The sequence below is a fragment of the Afipia sp. Root123D2 genome, from assembly GCF_001425835.1.
Lineage (GTDB): Bacteria > Pseudomonadota > Alphaproteobacteria > Rhizobiales > Xanthobacteraceae > Afipia.
This window is the reverse complement of sequence record NZ_LMDP01000001.1, coordinates 1,243,233-1,267,089: the sequence shown is the minus strand read 5'-3', so window position 1 is coordinate 1,267,089 and position 23,857 is coordinate 1,243,233. Positions and strand designations below refer to the sequence as shown.

At 64.8% G+C, this 23,857-nt stretch carries 20 protein-coding genes; 2 read left to right on the top strand and 18 right to left on the bottom strand.

The window, feature by feature from the left end:
* Window positions 1-174: 174 nt before the first annotated feature.
* The 16 genes from lpxB to dnaE all read right to left on the bottom strand — a co-directional run bounded on the left by lpxB (window position 175) and on the right by dnaE (window position 21,442).
* Window positions 175-1,359 (bottom strand): lipid-A-disaccharide synthase, encoded by a 1,185-nt coding sequence (lpxB, locus tag ASC80_RS06250; protein ID WP_283805036.1) that lies wholly within the window; start codon window positions 1,357-1,359, stop codon window positions 175-177.
* Window positions 1,356-2,213, bottom strand: coding sequence for an LpxI family protein (locus ASC80_RS06245; protein WP_056294013.1), 858 nt, complete (start codon window positions 2,211-2,213; stop codon window positions 1,356-1,358). The genes lpxB and ASC80_RS06245 overlap by 4 nt, the downstream gene beginning before the upstream one ends.
* Before the next feature lie 16 nt (window positions 2,214-2,229).
* Complete coding sequence (gene lpxA, locus ASC80_RS06240; RefSeq protein WP_056294011.1) at window positions 2,230-3,033, bottom strand: acyl-ACP--UDP-N-acetylglucosamine O-acyltransferase; 804 nt, start codon at window positions 3,031-3,033, stop codon at window positions 2,230-2,232.
* Between the two features lie 139 nt (window positions 3,034-3,172).
* A complete protein-coding gene (fabZ, locus tag ASC80_RS06235) occupies window positions 3,173-3,658 on the bottom strand; it encodes a 3-hydroxyacyl-ACP dehydratase FabZ (RefSeq protein WP_056294010.1) in 486 nt (161 codons plus the stop codon).
* Entirely contained in the window at window positions 3,658-4,746 is a 1,089-nt protein-coding gene (gene lpxD / locus ASC80_RS06230) for a UDP-3-O-(3-hydroxymyristoyl)glucosamine N-acyltransferase (protein WP_056294007.1), read from the bottom strand. Before lpxD ends, fabZ begins: the two co-directional genes overlap by 1 nt.
* Window positions 4,747-4,888: 142 nt before the next feature.
* Complete coding sequence (gene bamA, locus ASC80_RS06225; protein ID WP_056294004.1) at window positions 4,889-7,309, bottom strand: outer membrane protein assembly factor BamA; 2,421 nt, start codon at window positions 7,307-7,309, stop codon at window positions 4,889-4,891.
* A 166-nt stretch (window positions 7,310-7,475) separates the two neighbouring features.
* A complete protein-coding gene (gene rseP, locus ASC80_RS06220; protein ID WP_056294000.1) occupies window positions 7,476-8,624 on the bottom strand; it encodes an RIP metalloprotease RseP in 1,149 nt (382 codons plus the stop codon).
* Between the two features lie 45 nt (window positions 8,625-8,669).
* Complete coding sequence (dxr, locus tag ASC80_RS06215; RefSeq protein WP_056295685.1) at window positions 8,670-9,893, bottom strand: 1-deoxy-D-xylulose-5-phosphate reductoisomerase; 1,224 nt, start codon at window positions 9,891-9,893, stop codon at window positions 8,670-8,672.
* A gap of 4 nt (window positions 9,894-9,897) precedes the next feature.
* Entirely contained in the window at window positions 9,898-10,758 is an 861-nt protein-coding gene (locus tag ASC80_RS06210) for a phosphatidate cytidylyltransferase (protein WP_502690934.1), read from the bottom strand.
* Window positions 10,755-11,513, bottom strand: coding sequence for an isoprenyl transferase (locus ASC80_RS06205; protein ID WP_056293997.1), 759 nt, complete (start codon window positions 11,511-11,513; stop codon window positions 10,755-10,757). The genes ASC80_RS06210 and ASC80_RS06205 overlap by 4 nt, the downstream gene beginning before the upstream one ends.
* 12 nt (window positions 11,514-11,525) lie before the next feature.
* On the bottom strand, window positions 11,526-12,089 hold the full coding sequence (frr, locus tag ASC80_RS06200; protein WP_056293994.1) for a ribosome recycling factor: 564 nt from the start codon (window positions 12,087-12,089) through the stop codon (window positions 11,526-11,528).
* 16 nt (window positions 12,090-12,105) lie between these two features.
* Window positions 12,106-12,825: a UMP kinase gene (gene pyrH / locus ASC80_RS06195; RefSeq protein ID WP_056295679.1), complete on the bottom strand. Its 720-nt coding sequence runs from the start codon at window positions 12,823-12,825 to the stop codon at window positions 12,106-12,108.
* A 109-nt stretch (window positions 12,826-12,934) separates the two neighbouring features.
* On the bottom strand, window positions 12,935-13,858 hold the full coding sequence (gene tsf / locus ASC80_RS06190) for a translation elongation factor Ts (RefSeq protein ID WP_056293991.1): 924 nt from the start codon (window positions 13,856-13,858) through the stop codon (window positions 12,935-12,937).
* Between the two features lie 165 nt (window positions 13,859-14,023).
* A complete protein-coding gene (locus ASC80_RS06185) occupies window positions 14,024-15,019 on the bottom strand; it encodes a 30S ribosomal protein S2 (RefSeq protein WP_056293990.1) in 996 nt (331 codons plus the stop codon).
* 232 nt (window positions 15,020-15,251) lie between these two features.
* Window positions 15,252-17,819, bottom strand: a complete 2,568-nt coding sequence (locus tag ASC80_RS06180) for a caspase family protein (RefSeq protein ID WP_056293987.1) — start codon at window positions 17,817-17,819, stop codon at window positions 15,252-15,254.
* A 140-nt stretch (window positions 17,820-17,959) separates the two neighbouring features.
* Complete coding sequence (gene dnaE / locus ASC80_RS06175) at window positions 17,960-21,442, bottom strand: DNA polymerase III subunit alpha (RefSeq protein WP_056293984.1); 3,483 nt, start codon at window positions 21,440-21,442, stop codon at window positions 17,960-17,962.
* 551 nt (window positions 21,443-21,993) lie between these two features.
* Between dnaE and ASC80_RS06170 the strand changes: the two genes are divergently transcribed.
* Together ASC80_RS06170 and ASC80_RS06165 are read left to right on the top strand one after the other, a co-directional pair.
* Window positions 21,994-22,263, top strand: a complete 270-nt coding sequence (locus ASC80_RS06170) for a DUF3551 domain-containing protein (RefSeq protein WP_056295677.1) — start codon at window positions 21,994-21,996, stop codon at window positions 22,261-22,263.
* A gap of 83 nt (window positions 22,264-22,346) precedes the next feature.
* Window positions 22,347-22,598 (top strand): DUF3551 domain-containing protein, encoded by a 252-nt coding sequence (locus ASC80_RS06165; protein WP_056293982.1) that lies wholly within the window; start codon window positions 22,347-22,349, stop codon window positions 22,596-22,598.
* Between the two features lie 46 nt (window positions 22,599-22,644).
* Here the strand turns inward: ASC80_RS06165 and ASC80_RS06160 are convergent, their stop codons facing one another.
* Both ASC80_RS06160 and ASC80_RS06155 read right to left on the bottom strand, forming a co-directional pair.
* Entirely contained in the window at window positions 22,645-23,100 is a 456-nt protein-coding gene (locus tag ASC80_RS06160) for a PaaI family thioesterase (protein WP_056293979.1), read from the bottom strand.
* Between the two features lie 52 nt (window positions 23,101-23,152).
* Window positions 23,153-23,851 (bottom strand): ABC transporter ATP-binding protein, encoded by a 699-nt coding sequence (locus tag ASC80_RS06155; protein WP_056295675.1) that lies wholly within the window; start codon window positions 23,849-23,851, stop codon window positions 23,153-23,155.
* Window positions 23,852-23,857: the final 6 nt, after the last annotated feature.

The following is a 23,857-nucleotide window of genomic DNA, read 5'->3' as shown; positions in this document are numbered from 1 at the left end:
TCACCATGAGGGGCAACCATTCTCGGAAAGCACTCCACTTTCGATGTCGTGCCCGGGCTTGTCCCGGGCATCCCGCGTAGGAAGGCACGTGCTTTACCTAAGCGGGATCACCGGCACAGGGCCGGTGACGACATTGTGTTTGACGAGACAGCGGCGCTTCTTAAAGCGCCCACATCACCCCGCGTTCCGCTCCAGCACCTCGATCACGACATCCGCCGCCGCTTCGCTCGGCGGTTTGCCGGTCGCCATCATGCCGTCAAGGCGCGCGAACGCCTCGACCTGACGACGGCGTTGCGGCGTGTCGGCCAGAATCTCGCGCAATGCGGGCGCGAGATGAGGCGCCGAACATTCCTCCTGATGGAATTCCGGAATCACATTCTCGCCGATCACGAGATTGGCGAGAATGATCGACGACACCCGCACCACGCGCCGCGCGATCCATGCTTCAACTGCGCCGCCACGATAGGCCGTGACCATCGGCACGCCCGACAGCGCCAGTTCGAGTGTGACGGTGCCCGATTTGGCGAGCGCCGCACGCGCGATGCGGAACGCGGCGCGCTTGGCCTCCTCGCCGACGACGATGCGCGGCGGCACCGGCCAGGCCGCGGCGGCGGCTGTCACCGTCTCGACCAGATGCGGCATGGTCGGCAACACCGCTTCAAACGCCACGCCCTGCGCCGCCAGTTGCCTCAGGGTTTCGCCGAACGGCGCCATGTGATGGCGGATTTCACCACGCCGGCTGCCGGGCAGCACCAGCAGAACCGGCGGCTGGGCATCGCGCCGCGCTTGCTCATCAGAATCCGGCCGCAGCGTATCGAGTTGTTCGATCAGCGGATGGCCGACATAGGTGCAGGGCGGCCCGCCGAGGGTGCGATGCTCCTGCGGTTCGAACGGCAGCAGCGCCAGCACGTGATCGACATAACGGCGCATCGCCTTCGCACGCCCCGGCCGCCACGCCCACACCGTCGGCGACACGTAGTTGACGATCGGGATCGACGGATCGCGGGCGCGCACGCGCCGCGCCACCCGGTGGGTGAAATCCGGACTGTCGATGATGACGAGCACGTCGGGTTTGGCCATGAGCACGGCATCCGCCGCCTCGCGGATGCGACGCAGGAGCATCGGCAGCCGCTGGGCCACCGCCGCGAAGCCGATGATCGACAATTCCTCGATCGGGAATAGCGAGACCAATCCTTGCAGGCCCATGGCGCGGCCGCCGATACCGGCAAACGCCACGCCGCCGCCAAGACGTGCGTTGAGGCTGGCCATCAGCGCGGCGCCGAGCCGGTCGCCGGATTCCTCCGCCGCGATCATGAAGACCGTTAGTGGCGCGGCACGCGGCTCGCCGGGGCCGGTCACGCCGGCAGCCCAATGACGAACAGGCCCGCCTTGTCGGCGGCCTCGATCATCGCCTGCGGTTCGGCGACCACCGAATGTCCGGCGGCGATGGCGATGCCCGCAAGGCCCGCTGCAGCGGCACCAGCGACGGTGCGCGGCCCCAGCGCCGGCAGATCGAACCGCAGGTCCTGCCCGGGCTTGGGCGCCTTCACCAGCACGCCGCGTCCCGGTTTCGCGCGCAGGCGGCCCTCCTCGCGCAGCCCTGCGACGCGCGCCAGCAGGCTGTCCGTGCCGCCGATATCCTCGAGGCTGACGATGTGACGATCGATCACGACCGCGCCCTGCCCGATGTCGAACGGCCCGGTGGCGCGCAGCACGTCACGGCCCATGGCAATGTCCGACAGCGCCGCGTCGTCGGGTTTGGCGAACGTCACGCAGCCTTCCGGCATCAACAGATCCGGCGCGACGTCGTGCAGCCCGAGCAGCCGGAAGCCGTCGCGCTCGAACATGTCCGCCGTGGCGGAGAGCATATGATCGTCGCCGCCGCGCAGACCTTTCACAATGGTCGGGATGAGCCGGATGGTTTTCCAGTCGAGCCGCAAATCGGACAGCGCCGGGCGCACCAGCGATCCGATGAAAACAATGTCGCGGCAGCCTTCGCTGCGCATCGCGCTCATCATCTTGCCGAACTGGCCGAGCGCGACCCAGCGGTGGCGAAAGCGATTGACCTGCTCCGGATCGCAAAACCCCTTGAGCGGAAACAGCACCGGCGTGACGTCGCGCGCGCTCAACGACTCCGCCACCGCGAACGGAAGCACGCCGCCACCCGCGATCAGTCCGATGGGAGACGAGATGTCGGCAACCTGATCGGTCATGGTGTGTCCGGAGAGGTCAGGCGTGGTCGTGTTGCTCGGCCGGCAGACAGAGAGAGCGCCGCCGGTCCGCAGCGATAAAGGCCAGGATTTCCGCAATCGCGGGGTCGGTTGCACCGAGAGGCTGGAGCTTGACCAGCCGCTCGGCAAACACGCCGCGTCCATGGAACAGCTTCTGATAAAATGCGCGGATCGCCTTCAGGCGCTCACGGGTGAACTGCCGCCGCCGCATCCCGACAATGTTCAGCCCCTCGAGATGCGCGTAGTCGCCGCTCACCAATCCATAGGGAATGACGTCGTTGCGCACCGCGCAGAGTCCTCCGACCATCACCTGCGGTCCGATGCGGACGAACTGATGGGCGGCGGTGAGCCCGCCCATGAAAACATAATTGCCGATCTCGCAGTGGCCGCCGAGCGTCGCCGATGTCGCAAACACCACATCGTTCCCGACGATGCAGTCGTGGCCGACATGGGCATTGTTCATGAAGAAACCGCGATCGCCGACGCGGGTGATGCCGCCGCCCTTGACCGAGCCGCAATTCATCGTGACGCCTTCGCGGATGACGCAATTGTTTCCGATCACGAGTTGCGTCGGGATTTCGGCGTAGTTCGATATCTGCGGCGGCGTGCCCAGCGAGGCAAACGGATAGATCGTGCAGTTCTCGCCGATCGTCGTGCGCGCGGTGACATTGACGTGAGAGACGAGCTTCGTGTTGGCGCCGATGACCACGTCGGGACCGACAAGGCAATACGGGCCGATCGAGACGCCGTCGCCAATCACCGCGCCATCTTCAACCCGCGCGGTGGGATCTATATTCTTCATTGGTCCTCTCGTCAGTGCCGTTCGGCGGCTGAAAGCCGATTCAAAATCATCCGCAATACGGTCTGGATGTACGTGATCCCAGCCGCCGGTGTGGTCATGATTTGTTACGTATCATGACTTGAAACGGCGGCCGCCAACCTCAGTCCGCGAGCATCGCGCCGATCTCGGCTTCCGCGACGACCTTGCCGTTGACCTTGGCCTGGCCGTGAAACCACCAGATCGCGCGTTTCCGGTTGATGCGGCGCATGTGGTAAAAAATGGTGTCGCCGGGCAGCGCCGGCGTGCGGAATTTGCATTTGTCGATGGTGACGAAATAGACCGCCGTCGGGCGCTGGGTCTCCGTCGCCGACAACATGCCGATGATGCCTGCGGTCTGCGCCATGCCTTCGATCATCAGCACGCCGGGGAAGATCGGCCGGTTCGGGAAGTGCCCCTGGAATTGCGGCTCGTTGACCGTGACGTTCTTGACGCCAATGCCCGCATAGTCGCCGCGAATGTCGATAACGCGATCGATCAGCAGAAACGGAAAGCGATGCGGCAACGTCTTGAGGATGACGTCGATCTCCGCCGCTTCAATCGTGACCGGATAATCTGTGATCTCCCCTTCGGGGACCGGATGCTCCATCAGTCTTGTCCTTCACCCTCGCGCAGTTTCACCGTCGCCTTTGCATGGCCCGAGACGCCCGAGCGGCCGAGCCGCTCGACCTCGAACAGTTCGCGGAAAAATTGTTTGATCGGCTTCGCCGGCGAGCCGCCGAAGCGCGCGCCGGCCGGAATCTCGCCGACCACGCTGGAACGCGCGGCAAGCTGCGCGCCTGCGCCGATCCTGGCGTGATCGCTGACGCCAACCCGTGCGCCGAGCACCGCGCCGTCGCCGAGCGTCGAACTGCCGGCGACTCCGCTCTGGCTGACGATGATGCAGCGCCGCCCGATCATGACGTTGTGGCCGATCTGGACCAGATTATCGATCTTGGTGCCCTCGCCGATCACGGTGTCGCGCAGTGCGCCGCGGTCGACCGTCGTTCCGGCGCCGATCTCGACATCGTTCTGGATCAGGACGCGGCCAGTCTGTGGAACCTTGAGGTGACCCTCCGGCCCCGGAACGAAACCGTAGCCGTCCTGCCCGATCCGGCAGCCGGGATGGATGATGACGTTGTTACCGATCAAGGCATGCAGAACGGTCGCGCCGGGGCCGATGCTGCAATCGCGGCCGATCCTGACATTGGCACCGATCACGGCGCCCGCTCCGATCACCGTGCCCGATCCGATCTCGACGCCGGGACCGATCACCGCGAGCGGATCGACGGTCACACCGTCCTCCAGACGGGCCCCCGGATGGATGATCGCAGATGGCGCGATCCCGTCGGTGTCGAACGACGAGGCCGGCCGCAGGCTGTCGGCATGAAGCTCGCGGGCGATCTGGACGAACGCCGCATAGGGGTTCGCCACCGTGAGCGCCGCGATCCGGGGCGGAACGCTTGCCTCCAGCTTCTCGGTCACGAGACAGGCGCCGGCATGGGACCGGGCCAGATCGTCGGCGTATTTCTTATTGTCGAAGAACGCCAGGTGCATCGGACCGGCGAGATCGAGGGGGGCGAGATCGCTGATGGCGCGGTCGGCCCGTGCTGGGTCAGCCAGACGCGCGCCCGTCAGCGCGGCAATCTCGGCCAGCGTCAGCTTCAAAGGCTGCTTGAAAAACGTCGGCTGCGCCATGCCACCCGCTGCGATCAGGCTTAAAACATCGTCCGGCGACCGGAAACCGGCCGCCGGATAAAATGCGTAAAATCAAGCGATTGGGGACAGTCCAACCGCGGAACCGGCATCTACTTTTGCCGATTTCGCTCTCAGGTCAACCTCAGAACGAGGTTCCGCCGCCGAATCTGAACTCCTGCACGCGGTCGTTCTTGCCTTTGCTGAGCGGCACCGCGTAGTCGAAGCGCAGCGGACCGAACGGCGACTGCCAGATCAGGCCAACACCGACCGAGGAGCGGATGACGTTTTCATTGTCAGCCGTGATGCACTGCCCGATCTCGGCCCAGCACTGCGGACCCTTATAGTCATACAGCGAGCCGGCATCGGCGAAGACGGCACCCTTCAGGCCCACTTCCTTGGGCAGGAACCAGAACGGCATCTGCAGTTCGGCGGTGACGCCCCAATACTTGGTGCCGCCGAGCGCGTCCTGCGTGGTGCTCCCGAGGTCGCGCGGGCCGATGCCGAGCGGTTCGAAGCCGCGGACGAGGTTCGGACCCATCTGGAAGTGATCCAGCATGCGCAGGCCGTTGTCACCCCAGTCGTTCAACATGCCGCCCTGGAAGCGCAGCAGGCCGACGATGTCCGACACGATCGGAGCGTAGTACTTCGCATCAATGGTCGACTTGATGTACTTCACGTCGCCGCCGACGCCAGCGAAGTCCTGAGCCCAGGTGACGAGGAAGCCGGAGTTCGGGTTCTTGTTGTTGTCGAGGGTGTTGTAGACCAGCGAATAACCGACCGACGAGGTCAGGACCGGGCCCTGCGCCAACTCCATCTTGATCGGGATCGAGGCTTCACCGTCCGCCAAGCAGTCCGGAGGTCCGAACACCGGCAGGACTGGATTGGCCGGGTTCAGGTTACAGTTGGTCAGGTTGCTCGGCAGCGTGATTTCCTGGCGCGAGATCGAGTAACGCACCTGCAGCGCGAGGTCTTCGCGAAGCTGGAAGCCGAGGCGCGGGCTGAAGCCGAGCGTCTTGCTGTCGTACGAGATGTAGTTGTTCGAGAGCTGCTGGCGCTGATAGAGGTCCATGCCCAGCGCGACATGGTAGCCGAACAGGTAAGGCTCAACGAACGACAGCGAGTAACCGCGGGCGTACTGGCCATACTGCACGGCCGCCTTGGCGTAGAGGCCGCGGCCCAGAAGGTTGCGTTCGGCGATGCTGACTTCGCCCAGCAGGCCGTCAGACGTCGAGTAACCGCCGGACACCGAGAAGTCGCCGGTGGACTTTTCCTCGAGATCGACATTCAGGATGATGCGGTCGGGAGACGAGCCCGGCTCCTGGGTGATCTTCACCGACTGGAAGAAGTCGAGGTTCTTGAGGCGGCGCTCGGCGCGATCAACCAGCGCGCGGTTGTAGGCGTCGCCTTCGGCGATATCGAACTCGCGGCGGATCACGTAATCGCGGGTACGGGTATTGCCACGGATATTGATGCGCTCGATGTAGACCCGCGGGCCTTCATCGACCGAGAAAACGATCGAAACGGTGTGCTGCTCGAAATTGCGCTCGCCGCGCGGCTTGACGCTCGCGAAGGCATAGCCGCGGCGCGAGGCCTCGATCGACATTTCCTCGACCGACTTCTCGATGGCTTCGGCGTTGTAAACCGATCCGACGCTGACGCGCGACAGGCCGCGGAACGAGTTGGCGTCCAGCGACGGGATGGTGGTCTGGAAATCGACCGATCCGACGCGGTACTGCTGGCCTTCCTCGATCTTGAAGGTGACGATGAAGCCCCTCTTGGCGGGGTCATACTCGGTCAGCACGCCGACCACCTGAACGTCGGCGTAGCCGTTCTTCAGGTAGTAGCGGCGAATCAGGTCGCGGTCAGCCTCGACGCGATCCGGATCGTAGACGTCGCCCGAGGAGAGGAAGCTCAGAAGATTGGTCTCGCGGGTCTTGATGACGTCGCGCAGGCGATAGCCCGAGAATGCCTTGTTGCCGACGAACTCGATCGACTCGACGCCGGTCTTCTTCCCCTCGGTGACTTCGAACACGAGGTCAACGCGGTTGTTCGGCTGCTCGATGTATTTCGGCACCACGCTCACGTCGTAGCGGCCGCTGCGGCGATAGATTTCGGTGATGCGCTGGGTGTCGGACTGCACCGTCGCGCGCGACAAGGCGGCACGCGGCTTGGACTGGATTTCAGCCTGGAGCTGCTCGTCCTTGATCTTCTTGTTGCCCTCGAAGGCAACGCGATTGATGACCTGGTTCTCGACCACGACCACGACCAGCCGGCCGCCGCGATGCTGAATCTGGACGTCCTGGAACAGGCCGGTCTGGATCAGCGCCTTCAGGCCGTCATCGATCTGGACGGGGCCGAGGCGGCCGCCCGGGCCGGGCCGGAAATAGGAGCGGATGGTGTCGGCTTCGATACGGCGATTACCCTCGACGCCAATCGACGCGGCAGTCTGAGCCTGAGCCTGCGTGGCCGTCAGCGTCGCGGTCGCCACGGTCGCGGCGGGCAAAGCGAACATGATCAGGGCAGCGGCGAAACCGCCCTTTAGAACGTTCATTCCGATTCGCATCCGCCAAGCGCCCTTATCATTCCAGAGCCAGCCCTGTGACAGGCCGGGAGATTCCCAAACATTGCCCCGCTTGTAGACAATTTTGCCAGTTGGGCAAACGTCATTTCGCAGCGCGATTTCAATTTCTTAACAGTACGTTGCTCAATAGCCACGCTAGACCGGGAGATCAGGATTTGGCCAGGTGCAGGATGTCGTTGTACGTGGCGAAAACCATCAGCATGAGGACAAGGGCCAAACCCACCCGAAACCCCATTTCCTGTGACTTTTCCGACAGCGGCCGGCCCCGGATCGCCTCCACCGCGTAGAAGAGAAGGTGTCCGCCATCGAGCATCGGCACCGGGAACAGGTTCAGCAGACCGATCGAGACCGATAGTACCGCGGCGAGGTGAATCAGGGCCGAAATCCCGAAGGTCGCCACCTGCCCCGAGATCTGGGCGATGCGAATCGGTCCGCCGACCTGATCGGCGCTCGCCTTCCTGGTGAAAATATCCCCGATATAAACCAGCGTGCTCTTGGCGACGAACCAGGTCTCCTTGGCGCCCAGCCAAAAAGCGGTCGCCGGATTCACACGTTCAGTTCCCACCTCGCCCGGCGTCGTGGCCCGGGTGATCCCGAGGATGCCGACGCGATGGGCGTTGCCGAAGCTGTCCTTGATCTCGCGAAGTTCCGGCGTGGCGTCCAAGGATACCAACGCCCCGTCGCGCTTGACCGAGAACACCAGCTTGGTTCCGGCGCTGGCGGAGACGATGCGCTGCATCTCGGTGAAATTGTCGATGGTCTGGCCGTCGATCGCCGTAACCGTGTCGCCCGGCTTGAAGCCTGCGGCCGCCGCGGCGCTGCCGGCCTGGACCTGATCGACCCGGGCGGTGGTGCTCGGCTTGCCGAAGAACGTGAACAGGCAACCGAAAATGACGATGGCGAGAATGAAATTCGCAATCGGTCCCGCCGCGACGATGGCTGCCCGCGGCCCGACCTTCTTGTGATGGAAACTGCCTTTGCGCTCCTCGGCGTTCATCGCCGCCAACGCATCCGACGACGGCGTGCTGGCCTCGGTTTCGTCGCCGAAGAATTTGACGTAGCCGCCGAGCGGAATCGCGGAAATTTTCCAGCGTGTGCCGTGGCGGTCGTTGAAGCCGACGAGTTCCGGACCGAAGCCGAGAGAGAACGTCAGAATCTTAACACCGGCCCAGCGCGCCACCAGGAAGTGGCCGAGTTCATGAAAGAACACAACGATGGTCAGCACGAACAGGAAGGGAATGACGTAGCCGATCAGGCCGTGACTCAACGTGCTGAAACCGTTCAGAAAAAAATCCACTCGTCGTCCCTCGTCATCCGAACCGGAAAGCTCGTCCCCAATCCTCTAGGATGCCTTTAAGGCTATTTGAGGCAAGAGGGTGGCGGCGATATTTCGCGCGTTATGGTCAATAGAAAGCGCATCTTCCACCGTCGCAGGTCCTTGCGCGGAACCGTCGCGCGCCGCTGCGTTGAGCGTTCCTTCAACCAACCTCGCAATACCGCCGAACCGGATTTTACCGCTAATGAATGCCGCGACCGCCACTTCATTGGCGGCGTTGTAAACCGTCGTCGCGCCCTTCCCCGCACGCAGCGCATCGTAAGCGAGCCGCAAACCGGGAAAGCGTTCGTAGTCCGGCGCTTCGAATGTGAGTTGTCCGATCTTCGCCAGATCGAGCGCCGCGGCGCGGCCCGAAATGCGATCCGGCCAGCCGAGGCAATGCGCGATCGGCGTGCGCATGTCGGGCGCGCCCAATTGCGCCACCACCGAACGGTCGGCGAACTCAACCATGCCGTGCACGATCGATTGCGGATGAACCAGCACGTCGATCTCGTCCGGCGACAGCGCGAACAGATACGATGCTTCGATCACCTCGAGGCCCTTGTTCATCATCGACGCGGAATCGATGGTGATCTTCTGCCCCATGCTCCAGTTCGGATGCTTGAGCGCCTGCTCCAGCGTTGCGTTCTCGATGTCCGCCGCCGACCATGTGCGGAACGGACCGCCGGACGCGGTGATGATGACGCGCGTGAGTTCATCGCGATTGCCGGAGCCGAGCGCCTGAAACAGCGCGTTGTGTTCGGAGTCCGCCGGCAGGATACAGGCCTGTGCTTTCGCCGCGCGCGACATGAAGAAGTCGCCGGCGCACACCAGACACTCTTTGTTAGCGAGCGCGATCGTCGCGCCGCGATCGACCGCTGCGAGCGCCGGCCGCAGACCCGCCGCGCCGCTGATCGCCGCCATCACCCAGTCCGACGCGCGCTGCGCCGCTTCGATGATCGCGCTTTCGCCCGCGCCGCTTTCGATGCCGCTGCCATCGAGCGCCGCGCGCAGTTCACCGAGCCGCGAGGGATCGGCGACGGCGGCAAAGCGTGCGCCGAATTCACGCGCGAGTTTTGCGAGACCCTCAACGTCGGTGTTCGCCGTCAGCGCCGCGACTTGATATTTCTCGGGCGTCGCACGGATCAAATCCATCGTGCTGGCGCCGATCGAACCGGTCGCGCCCAGCACCGTCACCTGTCTGACATGGCCGTTGACGGCCTTGTCGTTACGCAATGGAACAGCATTCATCCCGTCACCAAACCATGAAACCACGGCCGACGCCATCGACGCCGCCGCGCAAAAAACCGATCAGAGCCGCGATCACGATCGCCGCCACGAAGCCGTCGAGGCGGTCGAGCAATCCGCCATGTCCCGGAATGATCCGGCTCGAATCCTTGACGCCGAACCGGCGTTTCACGGCGGACTCGAACAGGTCGCCGAGCTGCGACACCACCGACAGCACCGTCGCCAGCGCCACCGACGAGGTCAGCTTGCCGAAACCGAGCAGCGCAAAAGTGATCGCGACGGCGATGCTCAAAACCAGGCCGCCAATCGCGCCCGCCCAGGTCTTGTTCGGCGACACGCGCGGCCACAGTTTCGGTCCGCCGATGCCACGGCCTGCGAAATAGCCGCCGATGTCGGTGACCCACACCACGAGCAGCGTGAACATCAGCGCGGTGAATCCCATCACCGGGTCGAGCCGGACAAGGATCGCCGCGAGCAGCGCCGCGCCCGCATACAGCAAGCCTGTTGCGTTCCACGCCTGGCCTTCCGCCGACGCCACCGCGACCACGACCACGACGATGCCGGCAGCCACAACCGCCAGCGCGCCGCCGGCATAGCCACAGGCGATTGAGAATCCGGCAATCACCAGCGCCGCGACACCAACGATCATCGCGCGACGGTCCTGCGTCGCGTTCACGATCAGCAGCCATTCAACGTAGAGGCCGACCGCCGCGGCGATCACCAGGAGCGCCCACAACCAGCCGCCTGCCCAGGCAATGGCAATCGCAAGCGGCGCCAGCACGGCCGCGGCCGCGATCCGCATCACGAGATTGCTCGGCGCCCTGCCCTGCGCCGGCGCGGTCAGCTTGTCAGGATCGGGATTGGTCACGAGCCGGTCTTTGCGACCAGACCGCCGAACCGGCGCTCGCGGGTAGCGTATTCGGCAATCGCACTTTCGAGCGCGGCCTTGTCGAAGTCCGGCCAATGAACCGGCACGAACACCAGTTCGCTGTAGGCGGCCTGCCACATCAGGAAATTCGACAGCCGCTGCTCGCCGCTGGTGCGGATGATGAGATCGGGATCGGGAATGTCCGGCGCGTCGAGATACTGGCCAATCGCATCCACCGTGACGCTCGACGCATCGCGCTTGCCGTCGGCGACTTCCTGCGCGAGGCGCTGCGCGGCGTTGGCGATTTCCTGCCGCGAGCCGTAGTTGAATGCGACCACCAGCGTGAGACGGGTGTTGTCGCGCGTCAGATCCTCGGCCTCTTTCAGCAGCGCACAGATGTCGGGCTCCAGTCCGGCGCGCTCACCGATGATCCGCACCCGCACGCCATCGCTGTGCAGCGTGGCAAGATCGTTGCGGATGAAACGGCGCAGCAACCCGAACAGATCGCCGATCTCGGTCGCCGGGCGCGACCAGTTCTCGGAGCTGAAGGAGAAAATCGTCAGATAGGAAATGCCGAGTTCGTGCGACGCGCGCACCACCTTGCGCAACGCCTCGACGCCACGGCGATGGCCTTCCGCACGCGGCAGACCGCGCGCCGCCGCCCACCGGCCGTTGCCATCCATGATGATCGCGACATGCCGCGGCGCGCCGGTTCCGGCCGCTCCATCGGTGTTGGGCATGGCGCCATTCGACATTCGGGCGATCTCTTAAACGGTGAGGATTTCTTTTTCCTTGGTCCCAAGCAACTTGTCGATGTCCGCGATCGTGGCATCGGTCGCTTTCTGAACCTCGCCCGAATGACGCTCGTGATCGTCCTCGGAGATCTTGTGATCCTTTTCGAGTTTCTTGACGACATCAAGACCGTCACGGCGAACGTGACGCACGGCGACGCGCGCGGCTTCGGCGTATTTATGCGCGACCTTCACCAGTTCCTTGCGGCGTTCCTCGTTCAGCTCAGGAATCCGCAGGCGAATGACCTGGCCCTCGGTCGCGGGGCTGAGGCCGAGATTGGAATTGACGATCGCGGTCTCGACCGCCTTGACCATCGACTTGTCCCACACCTGCACCGACAACAGGCGCGGCTCGGGCACGCTCACGGTCGCAACCTGGTTGAGCGGCATGTGGCTGCCGTAGGCCTCGACCTGCACCGGCTCGAGCATCGAAATCGCTGCGCGTCCGGTGCGCAGCCCACCGAGCTCGTGCTTCAGCGATGCAACCGCGCCGTCCATGCGGCGCTTCAAATCGTTGATGTCAAAAGTGTCCGACGCCATGACGTGCTCCTGTTACTCAACCGGCAACGATCGTACCCGTGCCGTTGCCGCTCAATATCGCGCCGATCGAACCCGGCTCGGCGATGGAAAAAACGATGATAGGCAACGAGGTTTCGCGGGCAAGCGCGAACGCCGTCGCATCCATGACCTTGTAACCGCCCGCGAGCGCCTGCGAATGACTGAGGCGTTCGAAGCGCTTGGCGGTTTTGTCGGTCTTCGGATCGGCGCTGTAGACGCCGTCCACATTGGTCGCTTTCAGCACCGCCTGCGCGCCGATTTCGGCCGCCCGCAGCACGGCCGTGGTGTCGGTGGTGAAAAACGGATTTCCGGTACCGCCGCCGAGCAGGATGATCTTGCCTTCGGCGAGATAGCGATGGGCTGCGCCGCGGGTGAACAGTTCGCAGACCTGCGGCATGACGAAGGCGGACAGAGTCCGCGACGACTTGCCCTTGCGCGACAAGGCTGATTCCAGCGCGAGGCAGTTCATGACCGTGGCGAGCATGCCCATGGTGTCGCCGGTCGGGCGCGACACGCCGCGCGAGGAGACTTCGACACCGCGGAAGATGTTGCCGCCGCCGACGACGACGGCGATCTCGACGCCAAGTTCGCTGGCGGCGATCAGGTCGCCGGCGATGCGGTCGATGGTGGGCTGGTCGATGCCGAAGGACTGGCTGCCAGCGAGGTACTCGCCGGACAGCTTGACCACAACACGACGATAGACCGGCGGCTCACCCATGATGCGATCGCTTCCCTGGAGCATGATCCCGAAGGGCCGGTTCCGGCTTTCGGAAGGTACCACGCTCAGACAAAAGATAGATGGCCGGAGCCGCCGTTAAAACCTCCGGTCAGTTCTGCCCGGCGGCGGCGGCGACTTCAGCGGCGAAATCGGAATCCTGCTTTTCGATTCCCTCGCCCAGACCATAGCGCACAAATCCGGCAATCTTCACCGGCGCGCCGACCTTGCCCTCAGCTTCCTTCACAGCCTGGGCAACGGTCTTGCCGCTGTCATGGATGAAAGGCTGCTCGAGCAGGGTCACTTCCTTGTAGTAGGTCTTCAGGCCCGATTCGACGATCTTCTCGATCATCGCATCCGGCTTGCCCTGCTGACGGTACTTGTCGGCCAGCACGTCCTTTTCGCGGGCGACCACCTGCGGATCGAGACCGGCGGCGTCCAGCGCCTGCGGGTTCGAGGCCGCGACATGCATCGCGATCTGGCGGCCGAGAGTCGCAAGCTCATCCTTGGCGCCGGTCGATTCCAGCGCGACGATCACGCCCATCTTGCCGAGACCGTCGATCACCGCGTTATGGACATAGCTCGCAACAACGCCGTCCTTGACCGACAATTCGGCGGCACGGCGCAGCGTCATGTTCTCGCCGATGGTGGCGATGGCGTCGGTGATGGCGCGATCGACGGTGACATCGCCAACCTTCGCCGCCTTGATCTGCTCGACGTCCGTGCCGGCCTTGAGCGCGACCTGCGCGATCATCTTGACGAGGCCCTGGAACTGCTCGTTGCGCGCAACGAAATCGGTTTCGGAATTCACTTCGATGACAACGCCCTTGGTGCCGGACACCACCGCGCCGATCAGGCCCTCGGCGGCAACGCGGCCGGCCTTTTTGGCGGCCTTCGACAGACCCTTCTTGCGCAGCCAGTCCACCGCGGCGTCCATGTCGCCGTTGGTTTCGTTGAGCGCCTGCTTGCAATCCATCATGCCTACGCCGGTCTTCTCGCGCAGATCCTTGACCATTGCTGCTGTGATCGTTGCCATCGTCGGATGTCCTTTGCCTGTCGGGCAGCGCGGGGCCGGCCCTGAGCCGGATCGCGGGCTATGAAGCCCTGTCCGCGTGCGGGATTCCCATCGGGAATCCAAAATCGAAGTGTTCGGATGAATCCGCGGCCGGGGCGATCCCGGCCGCGCAAATCGCGTGAGCCGTTACTCGGCTTCGGCGGTCAGTTCTTTCGACTTGGCAACCCAGCCATCGGCGCGGGCCGGCAGGCCGACTTCTTCGCCGATCTTGTGGACGGCCGCATGGTCGAGTTCGGCAATCTGCCAGAAGTGGAAGACGCCAAGATCGTTGAGCTTCTTTTCGATCGCGCCGGAAACGCCCGGCAGCTTCTTGAGATCGTCGGCGACGCCACGCGGACCGGCGAGACCTTGGAAGCCCTTCGGCTGAGCCGCTTCGACAACTTCCGGAATCGGGTTGGACATCGCACCGACGTCGACACCCGAGCCGCCCTGGGCGCGCGAAATACCGTCGATCACCGCACGAGCGATGAGGTCGCAGTACAGCGAGATCGCACGGCCGGCGTCGTCATTGCCTGGCACCACGTAGGAGATGCCCTTCGGGTCCGAATTGGTATCGACGATCGCCGCCACCGGGATGTTGAGGCGGTTGGCCTCCTGGATCGCGATGTCTTCCTTGTTGGTGTCGATGACGAAGATCAGGTCGGGCAAACCGCCCATGTCCTTGATGCCGCCGAGCGAACGGTCGAGCTTGTCGCGTTCGCGGGTGAGCGTCAGGCGCTCTTTCTTGGTGTACTGATTGCCCTCGCCGGAGCCGAGCATTTCTTCGAGCTGGCGCAGACGCTTGATCGAACCGGATACGGTCTTCCAGTTGGTCAGCGTGCCGCCGAGCCAGCGCGAGTTGACGAAATACTGCGCCGAACGCTTGGCCGCTTCCGCCACGCCGTCCTGGGCCTGACGCTTGGTGCCGACGAACAGCACGCGGCCGCCCTTGGCGACGGTGTCGCTGACAGCCTGCAGCGCGCGATGAAGCAGCGGCACGGTCTGGGCGAGGTCGATGATGTGAATGTTGTTGCGTGCACCGAAGATGTAATCCGCCATTTTCGGATTCCATCGGTGGGACTGGTGGCCGAAGTGAACGCCAGCTTCAAGAAGCTGACGCATAGAGAAGTCGGGTAGCGCCATTGTTCAGTTCTCCGGTTGTTCCTCCGGAAGCGTGTGAGCAGGACGAATCGCAAGAATCGAATCGAAAACTTGCGTCCCGGCTGCCACCGGACGGCCTTTTAGAGCCATGCTTCCGTGTGAGATGGCGCGCTTATAGCTTCGGCCCCGGCGCGAAGCAAGGATTTCCGGCCTTATCCGGCTGTCCGGGGCGCGAAAAATACCGGCCGGACCATGAGGTCCGGCCGGTATAAATCTAGCATTTCGCTGCGCCGGGTGGGCACCGCTTGGCCGGGGCCGCCCGGGCTGCAGGCGCAGGCCGCGGCGGAGCGGCAGGCCGGGGAGCCGCGCGCGGAGGCGCCATTCTTGGCGGCGGAGCCGGTCGCGCGGCCGGTGCCGGGCGTGGCGGGGCCATGCGCGGCGGAGGTGCTCGTGGCGGAGCCATACGCGGTGGCGGAGCCATACGCGGCGGCGGGGCTGCTCGCGGAGGTGCTGCGCGCGGAGGCAGTGCTGCTCGCGGAGGCGCAGCGCGCGGGGGCGGTGCAACTCGCGATGGTGCAGCCCGCGGCGGCGCGACCCGCGGCGGCGGTCCCGGCCGATGGGTCTGCGGCGGCGGAGCCGGACGCGGCGTGGCGGCTGGTTTCGGCGGCGGAACCGGGCGCGACGGCGCAGTGACCGCTGGGCCAGGCCGCGGTGTCGCAGCCGGACCGGCCGCCCCCGGAGCGGCGGGCTTCGCAGGTGCTACGCCCGGCGGTTGACGGTCGGGGCGATCCCGCCCGGGGCCCCGCGCATCGGGACCACGATCAGGGCCACGGCCAGCCGGGCCGCCAACAGCCGGACCGGGCCGCCTGTCGAGAGCCGGCGGGGCGCCCTTCGCACCCGGCACCGGAAGCGTGTTTGCCTTCGGCAGGTCGCGTCCCGGAGTCCGGCCGGCCTGTCCGGGCTGTGCCGGAGTCGGCTGGCCCGGCCTGACCACGGCAGGCTGATTAGGTGAAGGCTGGCTCGGCAAAGGCTGACCGGGGCGCGCAGCCGAAGGCGGCGCACCGGGTCCCGGCGCCGGGCTGGCGTTCGGCCCGCGTTGTTCGTTCGGTCCACGCTGTCCGTTCGGACCCCGTTGTCCGCGCGGACCGCGCGGTCCACGCGGCGTGACGGAGCGGTCCGCCGGCGCGGTTGCGACCGCCGGGCGGATTGACGCGCTGGGCGGCACCGGAGCCTTGCCCTGCCGGATCAGGTTCGCCCGTTGCGTCACGGCCTTCGGCAATGCCGGTCCAACGCGCTCGGCGTTTCGCGGCAACGCTGCTTTCGGATTGGCGATCACCGGCACCGGACGGCCATTGGCGATGGGCCTGACAAAGCCCTGCCCCGGCCGGTTGATGGTCTGGATCGCCCGTGCGTTATGGATGTTGTTGAAGATGATGTTGTTGCGCGGCGGCCGGAGATAGCGCGGCGGACGCACATAGATCGGGATCGGCACAAAGATCGGCCGCGGCAGGATGAACAGGCCGACCGCCACCAACGGTGGCGCCAGGTCGATGAAGTCCAGCGGCGGCGGCGGCAGATAATACACCGGCGGCGGTGGCGGCGGCGCGAAGTCGAAATACGGATCGCTGAACATCAGCACCGGACGGTCGATGTAAACGATCTCCTCCGGAGGCGGCGGCGGAAGATCGTAATCCATCACCGTGAACGACGGCGGCGGTTCGAGCGCGGCAGCCAGAATCGCCAGACGGCGGCGCGCGTCGGCGGCATGCGGCCCATTCGGATAGCGCTTCAGATACGACCAGTAGGCATCGGGCGTGTCGGCGCGATAGGTCCGCCGCCAGGTGATCGCTTCGCGGCGCGCCGCCGTGATCGCCCTCACCCGCTTGGCCATCGGATCGTCCGGATAGGCGCCGAGGAAATCCTCGTAGCCCTGAATGGTGTCACGCCCGAGCGCGGCGGTGTAGGCGTCCGACGCGCCGAGATCCTTGATCGGCTTGTCGCGCAATGCCGCCCTCCGGTCAGGCTCGGCCGGCGCCGGCGCGTCGGGTGCGCGGTCGAAGAACATGAATTGCGCATCGACCTTCTGGGTGTCCCAAGGCACCTGTCCGCCCTTGGTGTTCTCGTTGACGCGCAACCGCACGCGGTCGAACACCTCGGTCAGCGGCAAGCCGCCGGTGCGGATCATCTCCGCCAGCGACTGCGCGTAAGCGCCGTATGGCCCCTCCTCTTCCGGAGCAACCGTGCCCGGAGCGGCGTTGAAGGCAATCAGCATTTTCGGATCGGGCTCGGCCAGCGCGAGACCGCTGGCGATCTGCTGGCCGCCCTCGATGAACGGCTGCTCGCGCGCACCATCAACCACGAACACGCTGACCTTGAGCGGCAGCGCCGAGAGCTGGCGCATATAATCGCCGAGCCGCAATCCCTCGATCGGAATATCGGTGTCGCGGGTGATCGTGGTGTCGACCGGAATGAAATAGTTCTCGCCGGCGAGCTGCATCGCGTAGCCGGAGAGATAGACCATCGCGACCGTGTCGGGACCGGACTCCTCGGCCTTCTTGACGAAATCGCGGAAGGTGGTGCGCAGCGTATTGCCGTCGAGATCGCGCGCGCCGGTGACATCGAAGCCCGCCGCCTGCAGGGTCTGCGCGATCAGGCCGGCGTCGTTCGCGGCGGTGGCCAGCGGTTCCTTGGCATAGGCGCTATTGCCGATGACAAGCGCGATGCGCTTTTCTTCCTTCTGCGCATCGGGCGTCTGCGCGGAGGCGCTGCGCGGGTGCATCGCAATCGGTCCCGCAAGCAGGACGCCGAGAGAAAATATCGAAAACGATCTGGCCAAGCGCATGGTTGTCCCGTCCGTTCGGCATTGAAAATACAACGTCACATTCAGCCGGTTGCCGGATGAACATGACTTGAACGAAAAACGTTGGGATTAAGGCGAGACCGCGCAAGGCGGCGGCGCAAATGTCGCACCGCCCGGCCGGATCAGACGGACTGGACGTCCACCACGCCGCTGACCGCCTTGATGGCGCCTGCAATCTGCGGCGACACCTTGAAGCGGCCCGGCAGTTTCATTTCAACCTCGGTCTGGAGATCGAGCATCATCACCAGCGTGACCTCGCCCTCCCCACCGGCAACCGGCGTCGAGTTCGGTCGCGGCTGGCCCGAACCGCCGCCTTCCAGCCGCTTGGCGATCGACTCCAGCGGCTTGTCGTCGCGCACGAAAATACGCAGGCCCTTTTGCGTCTTCGCCGCCGCGGCATCGAGCGGCTCGGCGTGAAGAATGCGCGCACGCACCTCCTCGCCCTGCAACTCGGCGCCGAGTTGCAACAGCACCGCCGTGCCGGGTTCGAGCACGTCGCGGAACTGGGCGAGGCCTTCCGAGAACAGCACCGCCTCGAAATGGCCGGTCGGATCGGACAGGCCCATGATGCCCATCTTGTTGCCGGTCTTGGTGCGGCGCTCCATGCGCGACACCACCGTGGCGGCAACCTTGCCCGCGGTTGCGCCGGTTTTGACCGCGCGCGAGAACTCAGCCCACGACTGAACCCGCAGCCGCTTCAGCGCTGTGGCGTAATCGTCGAGCGGATGGCCCGAGAGGAAAAAGCCGATGGCGTCGTATTCGCGGCGCAGCTTGTCGGCCGGCAGCCACGGCTCGATCGCCGGCAGCATGATCGAGGGCGCGTCGGCCATGCCGCCGAACATGTCGTTCTGCCCGCTGGTCGAGGCTTCATGCTGGCGCTGGCATGCGGCGAGAATGGCGTCGGCGCCGGCGAACACCCGCGCGCGGTTCGGATCGAGGCAATCGAACGCGCCTGCCGCCGCGAGACTTTCCAGCACACGCTTGTTGATCGCGCGCGGCGACACCCGTGAGGCGAAATCGGCGAGCGAGGTGAAAGCGCCGCCGGCGCGCGCCTCCACCAGCATATCGACCGCCTGCCCGCCCACGCCTTTCAGCGCGGCGAGCGCGTAATAGATCGTGCCGTCGCGAACCTCGAAGGTGGAGCCCGACAGATTGATCGACGGGGCCTCGACCTTGATGCCGAGCCGCTGCGCCTCGGCGCGGAATTCGGACAGCTTGTCGGTGTTGTTCATGTCGAGCGTCATCGACGCAGCGATGAACTCCACCGGATAGTGCGTCTTCATGTACGCCGTCTGGTACGACACCAGCGCGTAGGCCGCCGCGTGGCTCTTGTTGAAGCCGTAGTCCGCGAACTTGGCGAGCAGTTCGAAGATCGTCTCCGCCTGCCCCTTGCTGACGTTGTTCTTTACTGCGCCGGCGACGAAGATCGCACGCTGCTTGTCCATCTCGGCGCGGATCTTCTTGCCCATCGCGCGGCGCAGCAGGTCGGCGTCGCCGAGCGAGTAGCCCGCCATGACCTGCGCGATCTGCATCACCTGTTCCTGGTAGATGATGACGCCGAAGGTTTCCTTGAGGATCGGCTCAAGCATCGGATGCATATATTCCGACTCTTCGTCGCCGTGCTTGCGCGCGCAGTAGGTCGGGATGTTCGCCATCGGGCCCGGACGATAGAGCGCGACCAGCGCGATCAGGTCCTCCAGACGGTCCGGCCGCATATCGACCAGCGCGCGGCGCATGCCCTGACTTTCAACCTGGAACACGCCGACCACTTCACCGCGCGACAGCATTTCGTAGGTCGGCTTGTCGTCCAGCGGCAAATGAGCCAGATCGATTTCGACGTCGCGTTGCTTGAGCAGCTTCACCGCGACATCGAGCACGGTCAGCGTCTTGAGGCCGAGGAAGTCGAACTTCACGAGGCCCGCGGGTTCGACCCATTTCATGTTGAACTGGGTGACCGGCATGTCCGATTTCGGATCGCGATACATCGGTACCAGTTCGGACAGCGGCCGGTCGCCGATCACGATGCCCGCCGCATGGGTCGAGGCGTGGCGGGTCAGGCCTTCGAGGCGCTGGGCGATATCGAAAGCGCGCGCCACCACCGGATCCTCGTCGCGGAACGCCTGCAGCTTCGGCTCGCTGGCGATGGCGGCGGCAAGCGTCACCGGCGCGGCCGGGTTTTGCGGCACCAGCTTGGTGAGCTTGTCGACCTGCCCGTAAGGCATCTGCAGCACACGGCCGACGTCGCGCAGCACGCCGCGCGCCTGCAAGGTGCCGAAGGTGATGATCTGCCCGACCTGCTCGCGGCCGTAGCGCTCCTGCACGTAATGGATCACCTCGACGCGGCGATCCTGACAGAAGTCGATGTCGAAGTCCGGCATCGACACGCGCTCGGGATTGAGGAAGCGCTCGAACAGCAGTCCGAAGCGCAACGGATCGAGGTCGGTAATGGTGAGAGCGTAGGCGACCAGCGAGCCCGCGCCCGAACCACGCCCCGGTCCGACCGGAATGCCTTTCGACTTCGCCCACTTGATGAAGTCCGACACGATCAGGAAGTAGCCCGGATATTTCATGCGGGTGATGACGTCGAGCTCGAAGACGAGACGCTGGCGGTAGTCTTCTTCGCTCTGCCCTTGCGCGACGCCGTGCGCGGCGAGCCGGCGCGCCAGCCCCTCCTCGGCCTGTCGCTGCAGTTCGGCGGCCTCGGCGGCGGACGGGTCGTCGGCATGTTCGCTGCCGACGGTGAAATGCGGCAGGATCGGCTTGCGGGTCTTCGGGCGGAACGAGCAGCGCTGCGCGATCTCCACCGTCGAGGCCAGCGCCTCCGGCAGATCGGCGAACAGCACCGCCATTTCGGCGCGGCTCTTGAAACGATGGTCGGGCGTCAACTGATAGCGGTCGGTCTCGGCGACCAGCCGTCCGCCGGCGATGCACAGCAGCGCGTCATGGGACTCGTAGTCGTCGGCGGTCGCGAAATACGGCTCGTTGGTCGCGACCAGCGGCAACCCGCGCGCATAGGCCATGTCGATCAGCGCGCCTTCGACCCGCCGCTCGACATCGAGGCCGTGGCGCTGCAACTCGATATAGAGCCGGTCGCCGAACAGCGCCTGCAAACGATCGCAGCGTGACGCCGCAAGCGCAGCATGATCGGCGGCGAGCGCCAGCGAGATCGGTCCCTCGGGGCCGCCGGTCAGCGCGATCAGATCGTCGGTGGCGCCTTCGAGCCACTCGATCTTGATATGGGGCACCTGATTGACCGGCGTTTCCAGGAAGGCGCGGGAATTGAGATGCATCAGCGCCCGGTAGCCGGCCTCTCGCATCGCCAGCAGCACGATCCGCGCCGGTGTCGTCAGCGCCGCATTGCGCGCATTGGGGTCCTGATCGCCGAAATCGACCGCCAGCGCGCAGCCGACGATCGGCTGGATGCCGGAGCCCGCCATCTTGTCGGAGAATTCGAGCGCGCCGAACATGTTGTCGATGTCGGTCAACGCCAGCGCCGGCTGGTGATCGGCCTTGGCCAGATCGCCCAGCTTCTTGATGGTCATCGCGCCTTTCAGCAGCGAATAGGCCGAATGGACGTGAAGGTGGACGAAACCGAGGTTCGGCATGGGGCTCTGCAACAGATCAGTGTGGGTGACAGGTGAACCGACCGGGCACGCAGCCGCCGACTCGGCCAGTCAATGGTGGACGCCACGCCCCTCTGTGTCCACGTTCGCGACGCCGGGGAACGCATCTGTCATCCTTTTCCCCAACGTCAGATTGCGCGATGCGCAACATGCGGCCAAATGCCGGCCGACGACAGCAGTCCTCACAGTTGTGGAATGACCTGTGCCCAAACCGCGACGGTTCCAACGAACAGGATGATGGACGTCAGCGATGCAGCCTCTTCGACGAACGTCTTCAACATATCGACCTCCCTAGGGGTGAACGCCCGGCCAACGCCGGTGGACTCGACTAGAACATAGTAGGAACATTGTTCTCTTTCTGTTCTCAAAGTCAAGGACGGTTGGCGACGGGGAACAAAGAAGGCTAACAAAACGTATATCTCGGGAATCAGCCTATTGATGCGATCCGGTCGCGCCAACGTGTGTTGACGTTGAACCGCGCAACGGGTTCCAGAGACAATGAAACGTTGGGGCAGTTCCCCAAGGAGAAAAAGATGCGCACCCTGTTGTTTGCACTCATGGCGATCGGCACGCTGACGGCGATCAACGCCACGCCGGCCGCGGCACGCGACTATCCGTTCTGTATCAATGGCGCGGATTATATGGGGCTGGGTGATTGCAGCTTCGATAGCTATCGACAGTGCATGGCCACGGCCTCTGGCCGCTATGCCTATTGCGAGCGCAACCCGTTCTTCACCGGATATGCCCAGGAGCGGCCGAGAAAGCCGCGCCACCATCGCCAGCGCCACCATCGATCGTACTGAACGACCGGAGCCTTTCTGCCGCTCCGGCGGCAACGCGTGACGCCAGCCAGCTCCGCGTCACATGAGAATCCACGGAGACACCCATGCGCACTGCGCTTTTCGCCGCCCTGCCGGTCATTCTGGTTTCGCTCGCGGGAGCTTCCCCGGCTGCAGCGCGCGACTATCCCTACTGCCTCGAGCAATACGGCCCGACGTCCTACAAGGAATGCGCCTATTCGACGATGGAGCAGTGCAAGATGTCTGCGTCCGGTCGCGCGGCGTCCTGCTATCGCGATCCGTTCTATCCGGTCTATGAAGAGCCGCGCGTCGAGCGGCGCCATCGCCGCCAGTACTGAGCGCCACCGCTCTCGATGAGCGGTCGCGCATCTTTCGGAAACCGCCCTACTGCGAGACGCCCTGACGGTCGTGAACCGCCGTCAAGGTGCCCGTCATCGTGGCGATCAGGCGCGGCTCAGGCTTGTCCGTGACTGCGAAGGCCTCTGCATCGCAGATCGTGAGCGTCTTCCCCGGCTTGATCACGCGCCCCCGAAACAGGAATCCCTTGCCCGCCGCCGGCGCGAGCAGATTGATCTTGAATTCAACCGTCAGCACCGCCGCATCCGGCGGCATCAGCGAGAACGCGGCGTAGCCGCAGGCACTGTCCATCGCTGTCGAGATGATGCCGGCATGGGTGAAGCCATGCTGCTGGGTGTAGGCAGCGTTAAAAGCCATGGCGAGTTCGATCTCGCCGGGCACGAGACGCACAATCTCGATACCGAGGGTCTGCATCACCCGCTGACGAGCGAAGCTCGCTCGCACGCGCTCATCGAATTTGGGGTCTTGCGCTTCGAATGGCATGGTTCATCTTCCCGATAGCAGGCGCTCTCGTCCAGACCCGCCGGGAATAACCCTAATCGAGTTCGATGACCTGACCGTCCGCCAGCGACACGCGGCGATCCATCCGCGCGGCGAGGTCCATGTTGTGGGTGGCGATCAGCATCGCCACCTGCGTCGCCCGCACGATCTGCATCAAGGCATTGAACACATGGTCCGCCGTGTGCGGATCGAGATTGCCGGTCGGCTCGTCCGCCAGCAACACGCGCGGCGCGTTGGCCACCGCGCGGGCGATGGCGACGCGCTGCTGTTCGCCGCCCGACAATTCCGCCGGCCGGTGAGTGATGCGCTTGCCGAGGCCGAGATAGGCGAGGATTTCCCGCGCCCGCTGCGATGCCTCGCGACGTGACAGGCCGCGGATCAACTGCGGCATCATGACGTTTTCCAGCGCGGTGAATTCCGGCAGCAAACGATGCGACTGATAGACGAAGCCGATCTCGGTGCGGCGGATCTGGGTGCGCTCGGCGTCCGACAGGCCGGAGGTCGCCATGCCGCCGATATAGACCTCGCCGTCGTCGGGCTGCTCCAGCAGTCCGGCGACATGAAGCAAGGTCGATTTGCCAGTGCCCGACGGCGCCACCAGCGCCACCGACTGTCCGGCCCACAGCCCGAGCTTGGCGCCATCCAGAATCGTCAGCGTGTCGTCGCCCTGCAGATACTGGCGGCGAATCTCGTGGAGATAAACCACCGGCGCGTCATTGTCCCCCTGCTCCATCGTGGT